Source organism: Paenibacillus sp. VMFN-D1 (assembly GCF_003386155.1).
Lineage (GTDB): Bacteria > Bacillota > Bacilli > Paenibacillales > Paenibacillaceae > Paenibacillus_AQ > Paenibacillus_AQ favisporus.
On the sequence record NZ_QRDU01000003.1, the window covers coordinates 592,409 to 608,492 of the forward strand.

Genomic DNA, 16,084 nt, shown 5'->3' on the forward strand with positions numbered 1-16,084 from the left:
TACAAGCTGGCGTTATTGAGAAAACGAACATAAACAAAACCAGCCTTCCCTTCCAAGGGATAAGGAAGAGAGGCTGGTTTTTGTACTGCTTATAAGCCTTTTCGCCAGCTTAACTACTTGGCGTTCCGGCTATCGATAAGGTTGGCCTTGATCAAAAACCGCTGTACAATCGCCGCAGTTTCAGCTCGGGTCAGGTTGCCGGTCGGGTTCAAGCCCTCCGAAAATACTGATCGATACACCCAACGACAGCCCCCCTGCCAGCTTTGAACTACGCCATCTACCGCAGAAGGGCCAGCTTTTCCAGAAAGTCTGCCACGATTTCCAGCGATGCCTCGTCAAAACTAGCCAGCAGTTCCACCGCTTTATGATCCTTCTCCTCGTGAAAAACCCGGTGCAGCTCAGCCAGTTCGGCGCCAAGCGGTGTCACAGAGTAATAAATTTCTTTCAGATTGTCCGGCAGCTGTTTTTTTCGTATCAGGTCCTGCTCCAACAATTTGCGGGTGATTTTGGAGACGGCGCCTTTTGTTAAACCCATCTCGCGGGCGATATCGATCCCTTTAATGCCGTCATGCGCGTAGATGACGTCCAGAACGTGCAGGCTTGAGACGGATAGACGGGGCAGCAGCTTTTTCAGCCGGTCGTCGCTGATGCGCTCCATGAGCCAGAGCCGATCACTGTCATCTTCGGTTTCGCTGACGAGAATCTGGTATATGGATTTTTCGATGCGATTTTTGAGCTGAAGCAAATCATCATTCATATCAGGCATAAGGCAAGCCTACCTTTTTTCTTTTCATTATATCATGATTTCCACAGAAACCATTTGACAAAGCATCATTTCCTTGTTATTGTGGTTTCCATGGAAACCATTTGGTTGGAACGTGGTCTTCATGCTGCTTCTGCAGAAATCACATTACATTGATTTGGAGGGAATTTTTATGAATGAGGTCATTCAATTGATCCGCCAGCATCGCTCTATCCGCAAGTTTACAAATACGCCGTTAACCGGCGAGCAAATCGAAGCCATCGTCGACGCGGCGCAAATGGCGCCAACCTCGGCGCATATGCAGCCGTTCTCGATCATCGGCGTCACGGATCGGGAGTTGCGCAAGAAAATCGCGGTGCATTCGGAAAATCCATGGATTGATGAATGCGGGTACTTTTTTATCTTTTGCGCCGATTTTCACCGCATGATGCTGGCTGCCGGCCCGGACTACCAGGACAAAATGAGCCGCAACCTGAACTACTCCTATTTTTATCAAACCAGTGTGCTAAGTGCCGCTCTTGCTCTGCAAAACGCCAACTTGGCGGCTCAATCGATGGGTCTCGGGGCCGTTATTATTGGCGGGATTAACAATGCTCTGCCTGAACTGGACGAATGGCTGGACCTTCCGGACTTCGTCATTCCTTTGGTCGGTCTTGCGGTAGGTGTCCCCGATGAATTTCCGGAACAAAAGCCGCGCCTGCCACGGTCCGCCGTATTTTTTGAAAACCAGTATGATCGTGATCTTAAGGCACAAGTCGAAGCGTATGACCGGGAAATAGAAGAATATTATGGCGCTCGAACCAACAACAAGCAGAAGGCCAGCTGGTCCGGGAAATTCATCTCAAAGCTGGATCGGGATTTGCCGCTGGGCGGGTATACGGAGTATGTGAAGAGCAAAGGGTTTGATTTGAAGTAGGCTCGTTAGAAATGCAAAATCCACAACCCCTTGAGGTTGTGGATTTCATTTACGTGATAGCCAGCCGAACCCCTGTCCGGACATAACGCCATCTTTTTTCCGCGCATAGATGGTGACCATCGTGATGAATTGCGGGCCTCGCTTTTTTTAATGCTTCGTCTGATTCGGACTTGTATTTGTTAAAATAGGCAGCATTTTCTGACTCTTCTCCATGAAGGAATTGCATTGGCCACAAATCGGTTGGATCCGAAAAACAAAGTTATCCCTCATCCATCCGTTGCACTTTTCATTGGTGCACGACCATATCGTTGTCATTTCCTCAGGAAGATCGATCATCAGTCTTTTCCGTGAATAGTACAAGCAGCATCCCACTTTCTCTTCTGGAATCATGAGCGAAAAAAAGGCCCCGACACGATGTGCGGGACCTTTCTAATTACAAACTTAGAGTTTAACAACGTTCTCGGCCTGTGGGCCACGGTTGCCTTGTACGACATTAAATTCAACTTTTTGACCTTCATCCAACGATTTGAAGCCGTCGCTCACGATTGCACTGAAGTGTACAAATACGTCGTCTCCGCCTTCAACCTCGATAAAACCAAAACCTTTGTCTGCATTAAACCATTTTACTGTTCCTTGTTGCATAGTTCATTACCTCCATAATTCTATTTTTTACATGATCTTCGAGTTTCCAAAAAAAATCACATATTGTACAAGGTTACATCATCAAAATCTAACCCTCTACAATATGTGATCTCAGGTCGAAATTCCAATAAATTAACTATAACACAACTGGAGTTGAATAACAAGTTTTTTTGAATTTTGATTCCACTTTATTGGAACTCACCTTATCTGCAGTACGATACAGTACAATCTTCCCCGGGTAGTATACTTCGTAAACCACAATTAAAGCGGAGATGCAAAAAGCGACCCGTAACGGGTCGCTTTTCTGATACTTATTATGGAGGCGAGGGGAGTCGAACCCCTGTCCGAAGATAACGCCACATAAGCTTCTACGGGTGTAGTGACAGTTTTGATGTCACCCTACCAGGCTCCCCGTCACCGGATCCCGATAGGGTCAGCCTGTTTGTCTTCTTCAGCTAGCCCCAGGCGGAGACTAGACAGCGTATCCCACTAAAGTTGAGCCCTCATCCCGGCACATGGGCGATGCAGAGCGAGAGCACGTGTGCAGGTTATTAAGCTGCTACAGCGTAAGAAGTTTGTTGTTTGCCAGTTATTATTGGCTTTAGCGTTGATGAAGTGGACGCGTCCCCACTACCCGCTACTCATGCTCGAACTATCCCCGTCGAATCCAAGAACGCCCCCTTATTAAAAAGGGCTTCTATTGGATTAGATTAGAACCGTTGAGGCATAAGAAGCAATCTATCCAGCATCCTTCCCCTCCATGAAGAAAGGATGATCAGAAGCATTTATCACGTAAAAGGCCGGTCAAGCCATAACCTCTTACATACATAGTATATCACACATCCCGGCCAAAATGACACAGAGGTTGAAGGAAACGCAGGTGAAACTTGCCTGTAACTTCACATAACCCCAAATTAACGCGCGATCTTCTGTTTCTCGCGGAGTGCCCGCTGAATGTCGCGCTGCGCGTCGCGTTTGGCGGCCGATTCCCGCTTGTCATACTGCTTCTTACCGCGGCCAAGGCCAAGCAGCAGCTTCGCATAGCCGTTGCGGATATACACCTTAAGCGGAACGATCGTATAGCCTTCCTGCTTGGTCTGTCCCAGCAGCTTGTGGATCTGTTCCTTGTGCATCAGCAGCTTGCGGGTCCGCGTCGGATCCGTCGGATTATAGCGGTTGCCCTGCTCAAACGGGCTGATATGCATGTTATGAATATGAATTTCCCCATTGCGGATCGTTGCAAACGCATCCCCGATATTGGCCCGTCCGTTCCGGATCGACTTGATCTCGGTTCCGGTCAGCACCATGCCGGCTTCGTACGTATCCTCGATGAAGTAATCATGGGAAGCTTTTTTGTTCTGGGCCAGGACCTTCCCGTCACTCTTCTTACCACCCATGCTATCACTCCTCCCACACTTGCTATAACAACAATGGACTTCCGGTATACAGCACAAGGGGAAGCAGCTCAAGCGCTCTAACGAGAGCGTCTAGAGGCCGCAAACCCGGCCGGTATACCAGAAATCCATTGTATCAACTGGACTGGGCAAAATCAAGATTTCGGCGAAAAGGCGCACGGTGTGGCGCCCGTTTCAGGCGAAGCCTGATTTAAAAGATACTGCCCAGGAACCCTTCTACTTTTTCTTCTTGCGCACGAAGGCGGCTGTGCCATTCTTGGCCGCACCCTTCTTCTTGCGCTTGCGGACGACGCTCTCGCCGCTGCCGGCATTGTCTTCGCGGGCGGCTGCCGCCCCGTCCCCGACAAAAATACCGCTGCGCGACGTTTTCTTCTTGCGGCCGCTGGACGGCTTGCTACCGCTTTGGTTACCGCTCTGGCTTCCGCCAGGCGCCGGGGCGCCGTAGCCGCCTTTGCCGGAGCCAAAGCCGAAGCTCACCGGCCGCTTGGCGTCGCCGCTGCGGCCGCCTTCCCGCGCGGCGCCCTGCTGCGCTGCGCCGGCGCCACCCTCGCGGGCGCTCTTGCCCGGCCGCGCGCCCTTGCCGCCGCCACGGGCCGCACCGCGCCCGCCGCGGCCATTCTCGCCGCCTTCACGGATGGCGGCGCCTCTGCCCACGCGGCCGCCACCACGGCCGCCAAAGCTTCCGCCGCGCCGGCCTTCGCTGCGCGGCTTCATGTCCACCATCTCGAAGTCGATGGTGTGATCGTCCATGTTCACGCGCTCGACGCGGATCTTCACTTCGTCGCCGATCCGGAACACGCGTGACGTGCGCTCCCCGATGAGGGCCATGGAGGCCTCATCGAAATGGTAGTAATCGTCCGTCAGCGCGCTCAGCCGGATCAGGCCTTCGACCGTGTTCTCGAGCTCGATGAACATGCCGAAGCTCGTCACGCTGCTGATGATGCCTTCGAATTCCTCGCCGACCTTGTCGAGCATGTATTCGGCCTTCTTCAGCTGGTCTGTGTCACGCTCCGCATCCACCGCCACTCGCTCACGCTCGGAGGACTGCTGGGCGATGTCTGCCATCCGGGAAGCCAGGTATTCCAGCCGGTTCTCCGGCAGGACGCCCTTGTTCTCCAGCACTTCCCGGATCACCCGGTGAATGACCAGGTCCGGATAGCGGCGGATCGGAGACGTAAAGTGCGAATAATATTCGGCGGCCAGTCCAAAGTGTCCGGACATTTCCGCATCGTATTTCGCCTGCTTCATCGAGCGCAGCATCACCGTGCTGATGACCTTCTGCTCCTTCGTGCCCTGGATGTCCTCCAGCAGGCTTTGGAGCGCCCGTGGATGCACGGAGTTGCCCCGGCCCTTCACATGGTGACCGAAGTTGGCCGCAAACGCCATGAACGTCTGGAGCTTCTCCGGATCCGGATTTTCGTGAATCCGGTACAGAAACGGCACCTTCATCCAGTAGAAATGCTCGGCCACCGTTTCGTTGGCCGCCAGCATGAACTCCTCGATGATCTGCTCGGCGATCGAGCGCTCGCGTTTCACGATGTCGACCGGCTTGCCGTTCTCATCGACGATCACCTTGGACTCCACGAAGTCGAAGTCCACCGCACCGCGGTTCATCCGTCTCGCCCGCAGGCGCAGCGCCAGCTCCTTCATCAGCTTGAAGGTGTCGACCAGATAGCTGTACCGCTCCGTCACTTCCGGATCCTCATCGTTGAGGATCTTCCGGACGTTGTTGTACGTCATCCGTTCCTTCGTCTTGATCACGCTGGTAAAAATGTCATGTCTCACGAGCTTCATATGCTCGTCGAATTCCATTTCGCAGGACATCGTCAGGCGGTCCACCTGTGGATTCAGCGAGCAGATGCCGTTGGACAGGCGGTGAGGCAGCATCGGGATGACCCGGTCCACCAAATAGACGCTGCATCCGCGGTTGTACGCCTCTTTATCGAGCTCCGAGTTCTCGCGGACATAGTAGCTGACGTCGGCGATATGAACGCCCAGAAGGAAGTTGCCGTTCGGCAGACGCTCCACGTTTACTGCATCATCGAGGTCTTTCGCGTCCTCTCCGTCGATCGTGACGATCGTTTTGCCGCGAAGGTCGCGCCGTCCCTGCTGGACGATTTCCTCCTCGGTGATCGAATCCGGCGCCTGCTCCGCCTCTGCCATCACCTCTTCAGGAAAGGCTTCCGGCAGCTGATGCTTGCGGATAATGGACAGGATATCGACACCCGGATCATCCTTATGCCCGAGAATCTCGACCACTTCGCCTTCCGCGGCGGATCGGCCCTCCGGATAATTGACGATTTTGACGACGACTTTCTCGCCGTCGACCGCCCCGTTAAAGGCATCCTTCGGAATAAAAATATCCCGGTTGATCCGTTTATCGTCAGGCAGCACAAAGCCGTACGCTTCATGCCCTTGGAAGACCCCGACGATCTGGGTAATGGCCCGGTTCACGATCCGTACCACTTCCCCTTCCAGCTTGCCGCCGGCCGGACTCTTGGCTGTAACCCGCACCAGAACGGTATCCCCGTTCATGGCGCTCTTCATATCATTGGCTCCAATATATACATCCGGATGCTCCCGGTCTTCCGGGATCAGGAATGCAAAGCCTTTCGCATGGGCCTGCAGGCGGCCCTTCAGGAGGTCCAGCCGTTCCGGCACACCGTACCGTTCCGACCGGGTCCGCACGATGGTCCCTGCCTCCTCCATCGCGTTCAGCGTTTTCAGAAAATCCTTGAAATCCAGCGCATCGTCAATCGCGAAATGCTGTTCCAGTTCCTGATACGTCATCGGTTTATATTCGGGATCCTGCATCAAATCAAGTATCATCTGTTCCGTAATCATCGTTTCATCACCTCAGGTGACTTGCAGGAATGCCTTCCGCAAGTGACTATGTAATCGTTCGTTTGTTGTATTTGTCCAGTAATATACACATACCCTAGTATACACGAATTTAATCGGTTGCATCCCTGCCCGTAAGCCTTAATCAACCTAAAAAACCTCCGCTCATCTTCCAATCGAAAAAGAGCGGAGGTTTTGATGTGCTGCTATTCTTTACTTGACGACGACGGCCACCACAATGGCCAGGATAAAAAAGCATGCCGCGACGACAACCGTCACGCGCTGCAGCACGAGATCCATGCCGCGTGCTTTCGTTTTACCGAATAGATGTTCCGCGCCACCGGAGATGGCCCCGGAAAGACCCGCGCTTTTCCCTTTTTGCAAAAGAACAATCGCGATCAACGCGATGGAGAAAATCACGAGCAGCACCTTCAACAAGATTTCCATTTGTTCCACCTCCCAATGGCTTAACATCTCAATTATATGAATGTCAAAATTTCATTTTCCGTTATGGCCGGACTTAGACTGCAGCCCAGCGTGCACAAACAGCATTCTTATTGTATCATAGCCTATTTGCGAACACAAGCTAAACCCGCACTGCACCGCTGTTTATGGCATCAATCACAAGTTCAGGGTGGCACACTCCCAGACGAACGATCGTTTAAAATCCGAGTCACCGATATTTGATCACTATGCTGGGCAGCTCCATCTTGAAATAAAAACTCCATAAGACGCAACTTTAACAAAGACAGACCGCGTTGAGCGGAAGTTTTCCTTGCGATGATTGAATCGTTCAGCGCCACTGAAATTATAAATAAAAAAGCGCCCCGGAGTTACCCGGAACGCTCTTGCTTAATGCTGTACAGCCTTATTTTTTCAGGTTGTAGAACGACTTCAAGCCGTTGTACTGCGCCAGTTCGCCCAATTCGTCCTCGATGCGGAGCAATTGGTTGTACTTCGCGATACGGTCCGTACGGGACGGAGCACCGGTTTTGATTTGTCCGGCATTCGTTGCCACGGCGATGTCAGCGATCGTGCTGTCTTCGGACTCACCGGAACGGTGGGAGACAACCGCTGTGTATCCTGCGCGTTTCGCCATTTCGATCGCATCAAACGTTTCTGTCAGCGTACCGATTTGGTTTACTTTGATCAGGATGGAGTTGCCGATGCCTTCTTCGATACCTTTTTCAAGGCGCTCGGTGTTCGTTACGAACAGGTCATCGCCAACGAGCTGGATCTTGTCGCCGAGTTTCGCGGTAAGGAGCTTCCAACCTTCCCAGTCGTCTTCGGAGCAGCCGTCTTCGATCGTGATGATCGGGTATTTGTCGACCCAGGAAGCGAGCAGCTCAACGAATTCGCTGGATGTGTAGGATTTGCCTTCGCCTTCAAGATGGTACTTGCCATCTTTGTAGAATTCAGTGGAAGCGACGTCCATACCGAGGAATACGTCAACGCCTGGCTTGTAGCCGGCTTTTTCGATAGCTTCCATAATGGAGGACAATGCGTCTTCGTTGGACGTGAAGTTCGGAGCAAAACCGCCTTCGTCGCCAACCGCTGTGTTCAGGCCTTTGCCCTTCAGAACGGATTTCAGGCTGTGGAAGATTTCTGCACCTGTACGGAGAGCTTCCTTGAACGTAGGAGCGCCAACCGGCAGTACCATAAATTCTTGAACGTCGACGTTGTTGTCGGCATGAGCGCCGCCGTTGACGATGTTCATCATTGGTACAGGCAGTTGTTTAGCATTGAATCCGCCAAGGTATACGTACAGCGGAAGGTCCAAAGCGTCAGCAGCCGCGCGGGCTACGGCCATGGATACAGCCAGGATGGCGTTAGCGCCAAGCTTACCTTTGTTAGGTGTTCCGTCCAGTTTGATCATCAGCTTGTCGATGCCGAGCTGGTCGAGCGCGTCCATGCCGATGACTTCAGGAGCGATGATTTCGTTCACGTTCTTCACCGCGTTCAGAACACCTTTACCGAGGTAACGGTCTTTGTCGCCGTCGCGAAGCTCTACAGCTTCGTGAGCGCCTGTGGATGCGCCGGATGGTACGATGGCGCGGCCATGGCCGCCGGATTCCAGATATACTTCAACTTCAACCGTAGGGTTACCGCGGGAGTCGAGGACTTCGCGTGCGTACACGTCAGAAATAATAGTCATTTTGTGCTAATCTCCTTTTCCACATTCGTAATTGGTTATTCAGACCACATGATATAGATTGAACTCAAGTTTAAAATGGAGAACCCTGTTGTAACGGCCTTATCCAAGCCCTGCAACACGAACTTCCTGAGTTCATTCTATATTGCTTGTCAGCTACTACAGCCATTATAACGCATCGGATCACCGGAATCGAATTTTCCGCTTATTTGCGGGTGGCAATCATCGATTCGCCGGTCATTTCGGCAGGCTTCGGCAGCTGCATCAGATCGAGAATCGTCGGCGCCACGTCGGCCAGAATGCCGCCTTCGCGGAGCGTTACGTTCTCATCGGTCAAAATAAACGGCACCGGATTCGTCGTATGAGCAGTGAATGGGCGTCCTGCTTCGTCAAATACCATGTCGGCGTTTCCGTGGTCAGCGATAATAATCGCTACCCCGCCCTTGGCGATGACGGCATCCACTACTTTGCCCATGCACTCGTCGGTGACTTCAACCGCTTTGATCGTCGGTTCCAGCATACCGGAGTGTCCGACCATATCCGGGTTGGCAAAGTTCAGAATGATCGCATCATGCTTCTCGGCTTCGATTTCCTTCACGCAGGCGTCCGCCACTTCATAAGCGCTCATTTCCGGCTTCAGGTCATAAGTGGCGACCTTCGGCGAATTGATCAGAATGCGCGTTTCTCCAGGCAGCTCGACGTCGCGTCCGCCGCTGAAGAAGAAGGTAACGTGCGGATATTTTTCCGTTTCGGCAATACGCAGCTGTTTCTTGTTATTCTGCACCAGCACTTCGCCCAGCGTGTTGTCCAGGTTCTTCGGCTCGTAGGCTACGTAGCCTTCCACCGTTTCGCTGAACAGCGTCAGGCAGACGAAATGGAGGTTTTCCGGGAACTTCGGCCCGCGGTCGAATCCGCGGAAGTCCTTGTTCGTGAATACTTGGGACAGCTGGATCGCGCGGTCCGGGCGGAAGTTCAGGAAGACAACGGAGTCTCCGCTTTCCACCAGCGATACCGGATTGCCCTGCTCGTCAACGATGACGGTCGGCTCCACAAACTCGTCGAACACCGACTTGTTGTAGGATTCCGTTACGGCAACCAGCGGATCGGTGTATTTCGGTCCATCCCCATATACGATAGCACGGTAGGACTTCTCTACGCGTTCCCAGCGCTTATCGCGGTCCATCGCATAGTAACGGCCTTGTACCGTGGCGATTTTGCCGACGCCAACTTCCTTGATCTTGGCTTGCAGATCCTGGATGAACTTCTTGCCGGAATCCGGAGCCACGTCGCGTCCGTCCAGGAAGGCATGGATGTAAACCTCATCCAGTCCTTCTTTTTTCGCAAGGTCCAGCATAGCAAACATATGCTCGATATGGCTATGTACCCCGCCGTCGGACAAGAGGCCGTACAGATGGAGCTTCTTGTTGTTATTCTTTGCAGCCTGCACCGCTTCGACCAGCGTCGGGTTGTTGAAAAACTCCCCTTCGCGGATCGATTTCGAAATCCGGGTCAAATCCTGGTACACGATGCGGCCTGCGCCGATGTTCAAATGGCCGACTTCGGAGTTGCCCATTTGCCCTTCCGGCAGACCTACCGCTTCGCCGGAAGCAGTCAGCGTCGTGTTCGGATACTTCGCCATCAATCGGTCGTAGTTCGGTTTCTTGGCCTGCGCTACTGCGTTGCCTTCGTCCGTGCTGCGCAGTCCGAATCCGTCCATGATGATCAGTGCTACGGGTCTAGGTGCGGTCATCTTACTTCGCCCCCTCAACGAGCTGGATGAACGAAGCCGGCTGCAGGCTGGCACCGCCAACGAGCGCGCCGTCGATGTCGCTTTGGCCCATGTATTCTTTAACGTTTTCCGGCTTCACGCTGCCGCCGTACTGGATACGAACTTGATCCGCTACCTCTTTGCCATACAGGCCTTCAACCAGGCTGCGGATATAAGAGATCACTTCGTTAGCGTCCTGTGCAGTCGAGGACTTGCCGGTTCCGATCGCCCAGATTGGCTCGTAAGCGATAACCACTTGAGCCGCCTGTTCTGCGGACAAACCTTGGAACGCTGCTTCCGTCTGTACTTTGCAGACGTCTTTCGTTTGGCCGGCTTCGCGCTCTTCCAGCTTCTCGCCGACGCACACGATTGGAGTCAGGTCATGACGGAATGCCGCTTGGACCTTTTTGTTTACGGTCTCGTCGGTTTCGGCAAAATATTGCCGGCGCTCGGAGTGGCCGATGATGACGTAGTCTACGCCAAGGTCTTTCAGCATCACGCCGCTGATTTCCCCGGTGAACGCACCGTTATCTTCAAAATGCAGGTTTTGGGCACCGATTTTGATCGATGTGCCTTTCACAGCTTCCACCAAAGCGGGAAGGTTCGTGAACGGAGCGCAGATGACGCTCTCCACGCCTTCAACTTCAGCTTTGCCTTTGACTTCTTCGATAAACGTTTTGGCTTCCGGAACGGTTTTGAACATTTTCCAGTTGCCGGCGATGATAGGTGTTCTCACACTTTTCACTCCTTTTTTGTCCTTACGGGTCCGTACGTTCCGCGCTCTTTCGGCGCTTCTTGCTTACTTGTCGTTCAGTGCCACGACGCCAGGGAGAGCCTTGCCTTCCATGAACTCGAGGGATGCGCCGCCGCCAGTGGAGATGTGATCCATTTTGTCAGCCAAATGGAATTTCTCAGCCGCTGCCGCCGAGTCGCCGCCGCCGATGATGGTGTAGCCTTCGGTTTGGGCGCAGGCTTCTGCCACTTCGCGTGTACCGTTGGAGAAAGGATCGATTTCGAATACGCCCATCGGTCCGTTCCATACCACGAGCTTGGAGTTCTTGATGATCTCCGCATATTTGGCACGGGTTTTCGGTCCGATGTCCACGCCTTCCCATTTCTCTGGGATGTTGCCGACTTCGACGATGTCTACGTTCGCATTGGCGCTGAAATCGTCCGCGATGACGATGTCGACCGGAAGCAGGAAGTTTTTGCCGAGATCCTTCGCTTTTTGGATAAATCCGAGCGCGACATCCAGTTTTTCATTATCGCACAAAGACAGACCGATTTCATAGCCCTGTGCCTTCATGAACGTATAGGACAGGCCGCCGCCAATCAGCACGTTATCCGCGATGTTCAGCAGGTTGTCGATAACGTCGATTTTATCCTTAACCTTGGAACCGCCGATGATCGCTGTGAAAGGACGCTCCGGATTGGACAGTGCTTTACCGAGTACGGAAAGTTCCTTCTCCATCAGCAGGCCGGAAACAGCCGGCAGGTAATGGGCAATACCTTCGGTCGAAGCATGCGCACGGTGAGCGGCGCCAAACGCGTCGTTTACGAACAGGTCAGCCAGCTCAGCGAACTGCTTCGCAAGTTCCGGATCGTTTTTCTCTTCGCCAGGGTAAAAGCGGACATTTTCAAGCAGCAGCACGTCGCCGTTGTTCAGCTTTTCCACTTGCGCTTTGACCGCGTCGCCAACCGCTTCATCAGCCTTGACAACCGGTTTGCCGAGCAGCTCGGACAGGCGCTCTGCCGCAGGTGTCAGACGCATGGATTCTACCACTTCGCCTTTCGGGCGTCCCATGTGGCTGGCCAGAATCACTTTCGCGCCATGCTCGATCAGGTAGTTGATCGTTGGCAGCGTTTCACGGATCCGTGTATCGTCGGTAATTTTGCCGTCTTCCAATGGCACGTTAAAATCAACGCGCACGAATACGCGTTTGCCGTTTACTTCTACATCACGTACAGACTTCTTGTTCATCGTATTGTTTCCCTCCGCACCCATATTTTTAACGGGACAGTCTCCTCAGCCCCGTGGTTCAGCATGTTAGGACATTGATCTTGCAATCATAGAATGGCTCAGCTCCGCTGAAAATTTATGCATTCTATATTTTAAAGAGCGGAAACATAGGATGCCTGTTTCCGCTCGGGATGTTTTCGCTATGGGATGGCCGATATTACTTAGCGATCTTAGCGAAGTATGCCAATGTGCGAACCAATTGGGAAGTGTAAGACATTTCGTTGTCGTACCAAGCAACGGTTTTAACCAGCTGTTGGTCGCCAACAGTCAACACTTTCGTTTGAGTAGCGTCGAAGAGCGAACCGAACGTGATGCCTTTGATGTCGGAAGATACGATTTCGTCTTCAGTGTAGCCGTAAGTTTCTGGATCGGAAGCTTCTTTCATTGCTGCGTTTACTTCGTCAGCCGTTACTTTGGTATTCAGAACTGTAACGAGCTCAGTCAGGGAACCTGTTGGTACAGGTACGCGTTGAGCGGCACCGTCCAGTTTGCCTTGCAGTTCTGGAAGAACCAGACCAATCGCTTTTGCAGCGCCAGTGGAGTTAGGAATGATGTTTTCGGCAGCTGCACGCGCACGACGGAAGTCACCTTTTGGATGCGGAGCGTCCAGGGTGTTTTGGTCGCCAGTGTAAGCGTGGATCGTTGTCATCAAGCCTTGAACGATACCGAACTTGTCGTTCAGCGTTTTGGCCATTGGAGCCAGGCAGTTCGTTGTGCAAGATGCGCCGGAGATTACAGTCTCAGTTCCGTCCAGTGTCTCATGGTTAACGTTGTATACGATCGTCTTCATGTCGCCTGTAGCCGGAGCGGAGATTACAACTTTCTTAGCGCCGCCTTTAAGGTGTTTCTCAGCAGCTTCTTTCGTTGTGAAGAAGCCTGTGCACTCGAGAACGATGTCTACGCCAAGATCGCCCCAAGGAAGTTCTTCAGGGTTACGGTTCGCCAGAACCTTAACTTCTTTACCGTTCACTTTGAAGAAGCCGTCGTGAACTTCGATGTCTCCGTTGAAAGTGCCTTGCGTTGTATCATATTTGAGCAGATGGGCCAACATCTTAGCGTCAGTAAGGTCGTTGATGGCTACAACTTCGATGCCTTCCACATTTTGAATACGGCGGAAAGCGAGTCGTCCGATACGTCCAAAACCGTTAATGCCTACTTTTACACTCATTGAATAGTCCTCCCAAAAGTTCGTATTTTATTTATTCAAAACAGGTAAATACCTGTCATGACATCAAAAGGAATGTTGTTTACTCACTGCCAATTTCCCGGCAGATCTCGATAGCGGCCGCTTCGTCAACCACCAGAATGTCCTCGTGGCCAAATTTGAGCACCGCATGGATCGCTTTGGCCTTGCTTCGGCCGCCCGCAATGCCTATGACGGTCTCGGTCCGCATAATGTCCTCCAGCCGCAGCCCCAAAGTCATCATTTTATGAACGACAACGCCTTGTTCATTGAAATAGTAGCCAAAGGATTCGGCTACGGCTCCTTCCGACCGGATCTCCTCCACGGCGGCGGGATCCAGCCTTCTGCGGCGGGTCATCTCCATCGCGTCCCCGATGCCGTGCATGATGATGCGGCAGTGCCTAATCGCCTGCACGATCTCCTGGATGTTGCGGTCCTGCACCAGCGACTGATACGCTTCATCGCTCAGGAGGTCCGGCACATGCAGCAGCCGGTACTGCGCGCCGACGCGCTTGGCCATTGTGGATGCGATCGTATTCGCCTGAAACTCCACGCTTTCGCCAAGTCCGCCCCTAGCTGGCACGAACCAGCTGTTCTTCATCGGTACGGCCGCCTGCGGCGTCAACTGCTCCGCCACTTCGGCGAGCGTTGAGCCTCCAGTCACCGCTACGGTGTCCCCTTGGTTCATGACGCCAAGCAGCGCTTTGGCACCCGCGCGTCCCAAGTCACGCTTCGTGAGCGGCGACGATTCGCAATCCCCGGGCACGACCACGACTTTGCGCAAGCCGTACGTCTGGCGGATCTTCTCGCCAAGATCATTGAGGCCGAACAGCACTTTCACCATCGGTTCCATCTGTTCGAGCAGCTTGCTTCCCGCCTCACTGACCCTCATCCCAGAGCTCTCGATCTCAATCAGGCCCTGGGACTTGAGAAGATCCGTCTCGGCCCGCAGCACCCGCTCGGTCATATGCAGGGATGCAGCGAGCGTTCTCCGGCCGATCAGCTCCGACAGCATGATCTGATGAAGAATGGTATATCTGGTCTTGAGAACGTCCACGAGATCAGGCAGAAGCTGCTTTTGTATCTCTAATATATCCCGCATTTCTTTCCACTCCTGCAACTTCGCTTCCCTCTCTCCCCTGGCCCCAAAATGTCCCGGGTCAACGTTTTAAGTCCCACCACTATTCTACTCAATAATGGCGCTGGTTGCAAGTAGTCCACTGACTATAATTCACATCAGCCTTTCCTCCTATACAGCATTTTCCTGATTCAAAAAATTTAATAACATAACCCTTGCATTTTGAGGCAAGCTATCATATAATAACTCTTGCTATTGAATTTTGCGCCCGTGGTCCAATGGATATGACGTAGGCCTCCGAAGCCTGAGATCGAGGTTCAATTCCTCGCGGGCGCGCCATTTTTCTTCAATAGAAGAGAACGCAGAACGACAACCGTTCTACGTTATGTTTTTAACCAAACGTACCACAGCCAATCAGATGGCTATTTTTTTTACCTCGAGTTTGACTTTCTTTGACTTTTTGTTTGAAATTGTTTATCATGTGGTTAATACGGTAACAGTATGTATAGAATGACCTATTTTGAGCCAATTAAGGGAGGTTTTCCACGTGAGTTATATTCCTATGGTCGTCGAACAAAGCAACCGCGGTGAACGGGCTTACGACATCTATTCCCGTTTGCTGAAAGACCGCATCATTTTCCTGGGCACCGAAGTCAATGACGTGGTCGCCAATTCTATCATCGCCCAGCTGCTGTTCCTCGCAGCCGAAGATCCGGAGAAAGACATCCATTTGTACATTAACAGCCCCGGCGGATCCATTACGGCCGGTATGGCGATTTTCGATACCATGCAGTTCATCAAACCGGACGTATCTACAATCTGCGTAGGCTTGGCCGCTTCCATGGGCGCGTTCCTGCTGAACGCCGGCGCCAAGGGCAAACGCTTCGGCCTCCCAAACAGTGAGATCATGATCCACCAGCCGCTCGGGGGTGCGCAAGGTCAAGCTACGGATATCGAAATCCGCGCCCGCCGCATTCTGAAAATGCGCGACACCTTGAACCGCATCCTGTCCGAACGTACCGGACAGCCGCTGGAGCGCATCGAGAAAGACACCGACCGTGACTACTTCATGAGCGCAGCTGAAGCGCAGGAATACGGACTGATCGATAAAGTTCTGGAAAGCACTCCAATCCAAGGCGTGTAAATATTAGCGGCTTTGGAACCGAAGAAAAACAGGGAATCTCCCCGAATCGATCCGCTTACGGATCGCCGGGGGGCTCCCTGTTTTTTTGTTTTTCAAGGCGTCAAGCAGGCTGCAAGCCGCCCATGAACATGATTCTCATAGGCTTGACCACATCAATATATT

15 protein-coding genes, 1 tRNA gene and 1 other RNA gene are annotated in these 16,084 nt (G+C 52.7%); 3 read left to right on the forward strand and 14 right to left on the reverse strand.

Annotated features, from left to right (window positions below):
- Positions 1–113: 113 nt before the first annotated feature.
- A complete protein-coding gene (locus C7820_RS33900) occupies positions 114–239 on the reverse strand; it encodes a hypothetical protein (protein ID WP_258875367.1) in 126 nt (41 codons plus the stop codon).
- A gap of 38 nt (positions 240–277) precedes the next feature.
- Positions 278–766, reverse strand: a complete 489-nt coding sequence (locus C7820_RS23580; protein WP_116233085.1) for a MarR family transcriptional regulator — start codon at positions 764–766, stop codon at positions 278–280.
- A gap of 169 nt (positions 767–935) precedes the next feature.
- Here C7820_RS23580 and C7820_RS23585 point away from each other — a divergent pair, with 169 nt between their 5' ends.
- Positions 936–1,679, forward strand: a complete 744-nt coding sequence (locus tag C7820_RS23585; RefSeq protein WP_181909171.1) for an NADPH-dependent oxidoreductase — start codon at positions 936–938, stop codon at positions 1,677–1,679.
- Between the two features lie 147 nt (positions 1,680–1,826).
- On the opposite strand, the gene C7820_RS23590 is transcribed toward C7820_RS23585, so the two are convergent.
- The 12 genes from C7820_RS23590 to C7820_RS23645 form a co-directional block, all read right to left on the reverse strand.
- The gene (locus C7820_RS23590; protein ID WP_397334215.1) at positions 1,827–2,069 is read right to left on the reverse strand and encodes a cold-shock protein; all 243 of its coding nucleotides are present in this window, start codon (positions 2,067–2,069) and stop codon (positions 1,827–1,829) included.
- 51 nt (positions 2,070–2,120) lie between these two features.
- Positions 2,121–2,321, reverse strand: coding sequence for a cold-shock protein (locus C7820_RS23595; protein WP_076173149.1), 201 nt, complete (start codon positions 2,319–2,321; stop codon positions 2,121–2,123).
- A 314-nt stretch (positions 2,322–2,635) separates the two neighbouring features.
- Positions 2,636–3,002: a transfer-messenger RNA gene (gene ssrA, locus C7820_RS23600) on the reverse strand.
- 233 nt (positions 3,003–3,235) lie between these two features.
- A complete protein-coding gene (gene smpB / locus C7820_RS23605; RefSeq protein WP_076173150.1) occupies positions 3,236–3,718 on the reverse strand; it encodes an SsrA-binding protein SmpB in 483 nt (160 codons plus the stop codon).
- A 234-nt stretch (positions 3,719–3,952) separates the two neighbouring features.
- Positions 3,953–6,580, reverse strand: coding sequence for a ribonuclease R (gene rnr / locus C7820_RS23610; protein WP_116233088.1), 2,628 nt, complete (start codon positions 6,578–6,580; stop codon positions 3,953–3,955).
- Between the two features lie 210 nt (positions 6,581–6,790).
- Complete coding sequence (gene secG / locus C7820_RS23615; RefSeq protein WP_076173152.1) at positions 6,791–7,024, reverse strand: preprotein translocase subunit SecG; 234 nt, start codon at positions 7,022–7,024, stop codon at positions 6,791–6,793.
- A gap of 421 nt (positions 7,025–7,445) precedes the next feature.
- The gene (gene eno / locus C7820_RS23620; RefSeq protein WP_076173153.1) at positions 7,446–8,732 is read right to left on the reverse strand and encodes a phosphopyruvate hydratase; all 1,287 of its coding nucleotides are present in this window, start codon (positions 8,730–8,732) and stop codon (positions 7,446–7,448) included.
- A gap of 202 nt (positions 8,733–8,934) precedes the next feature.
- On the reverse strand, positions 8,935–10,479 hold the full coding sequence (gpmI, locus tag C7820_RS23625) for a 2,3-bisphosphoglycerate-independent phosphoglycerate mutase (protein WP_116233089.1): 1,545 nt from the start codon (positions 10,477–10,479) through the stop codon (positions 8,935–8,937).
- 1 nt (position 10,480) lies between these two features.
- Positions 10,481–11,233, reverse strand: a complete 753-nt coding sequence (gene tpiA, locus C7820_RS23630) for a triose-phosphate isomerase (protein ID WP_076173155.1) — start codon at positions 11,231–11,233, stop codon at positions 10,481–10,483.
- A gap of 63 nt (positions 11,234–11,296) precedes the next feature.
- Positions 11,297–12,478 carry a phosphoglycerate kinase gene (locus C7820_RS23635; RefSeq protein ID WP_116233172.1) on the reverse strand — a complete coding sequence of 394 codons (1,182 nt, stop codon included), beginning with the start codon at positions 12,476–12,478 and terminating at the stop codon, positions 11,297–11,299.
- A gap of 196 nt (positions 12,479–12,674) precedes the next feature.
- Positions 12,675–13,685 (reverse strand): type I glyceraldehyde-3-phosphate dehydrogenase, encoded by a 1,011-nt coding sequence (gene gap / locus C7820_RS23640; RefSeq protein WP_076173156.1) that lies wholly within the window; start codon positions 13,683–13,685, stop codon positions 12,675–12,677.
- Between the two features lie 79 nt (positions 13,686–13,764).
- A complete protein-coding gene (locus tag C7820_RS23645) occupies positions 13,765–14,802 on the reverse strand; it encodes a sugar-binding transcriptional regulator (RefSeq protein ID WP_116233090.1) in 1,038 nt (345 codons plus the stop codon).
- Between the two features lie 240 nt (positions 14,803–15,042).
- On the opposite strand from C7820_RS23645, the gene C7820_RS23650 reads away from it, so the two are divergent.
- Together C7820_RS23650 and clpP are read left to right on the forward strand one after the other, a co-directional pair.
- Positions 15,043–15,117 (forward strand) — tRNA-Arg (locus C7820_RS23650).
- Between the two features lie 208 nt (positions 15,118–15,325).
- A complete protein-coding gene (gene clpP / locus C7820_RS23655) occupies positions 15,326–15,922 on the forward strand; it encodes an ATP-dependent Clp endopeptidase proteolytic subunit ClpP (protein WP_076173158.1) in 597 nt (198 codons plus the stop codon).
- Positions 15,923–16,084 lie beyond the last annotated feature (162 nt).